This window comes from Vibrio sp. S234-5 (assembly GCF_000960595.1).
GTDB lineage: Bacteria > Pseudomonadota > Gammaproteobacteria > Enterobacterales > Vibrionaceae > Vibrio.
Window position 1 is genome coordinate 1 of the sequence record NZ_JZAM01000397.1, and the last position, 1,070, is coordinate 1,070.

Here is a 1,070-nt window from a genome sequence, read left to right on the forward strand (position 1 = left end):
CAAAGAACAAGTGTCCGGAAAACAGCGCCAAACGAAACCAACTTGCCGACAAGCACAAAACCAACAAGCCGAGGGAGCAAAGAAAAGATACAACCAACTGATTTGACGTGATTAAACATAACGCCCGGTTAAGGGGCTGACAACGCAAAAACACCGAACCTAAAATAGCAACCGTAATCACAAATGTTGATTTAAGCAAAAACCGCCACGCGTTGGCAGTCCTTCTTAAACCGTTTGTTATGGCACTATTTATTGATTATATATTCTACTTTATTTAATAACGCTGAATATCTCTTTAGAGTATCACTAACCCCAAAATTGATGAGCCATGAATCTTTTGACGGCACGTCGTCTCCCGTGTAGCTAACACCAAAATCAGCCTGAGGATCTTGTAATAACAACCCACGATTGAAAAATTCTTGCACATATGCATATATTTCATCAACTTCGAATTCAAAATTAGCATCATTGTAATTATGACTTCCAACTGAATATATCGGATAGACTAATTCATAACTAATCGGTCTTAACGCACAGAGTTTCATGAATAGTTTAATTTTTCGATCACTTAAGCCCTTTGTGCATAATACAAATCGCTCAATTTGTACATCTGTAAATGAAAATTGAGGATCAGATAAGAAAAGTAATGAATAAGCCCCTAGTATAATTTCACTTGGTGTTTCTGTTACAGCTAAAGCAAAATCAGCTGCCAATTTTTGCCCTTCTTTACTTAAACACTTATTTTTAAACTCTACTCTCTCTTTTTCCGTCATTCGTTCAGTATTTAATTGTACACTCGTTAAAAAACTTTCAACTCTAAATTGTTGGTATTCAAACCTAGCGTTTTTTAAAATTGAAAACAAATCAATAACCACACTAACCTCAGAAGAGCAAGCCGCAATTATTTTCTTCATTAATACCACCAAACCTTTTGATTACCGGTGCCATAACGCCCTGCTAAGGGGTGAGCAATGCACTACAAAAGTTACCGCACACCAACTTAATCACAAAACTCACCGCATGCTGAAAATGCCACGCATTGCGAATCCCTCTTAAGCAGTTTGTTAGGC

Annotated in this window: 1 protein-coding gene; it reads right to left on the reverse strand. The window is 37.2% G+C overall.

From position 1 onward, the window contains the following. Positions 1-245: 245 nt before the first annotated feature. Complete coding sequence (locus UF06_RS22295) at positions 246-914, reverse strand: hypothetical protein (RefSeq protein ID WP_045572425.1); 669 nt, start codon at positions 912-914, stop codon at positions 246-248. Positions 915-1,070: the final 156 nt, after the last annotated feature.

Coding starts and splice junctions, on each gene's coding strand:
- UF06_RS22295 (WP_045572425.1), bottom strand. CDS start 914: ATGAAGAAAATAATTGCGGCTTGCTCTTCTGAGGTTAGTGTGGTTATT.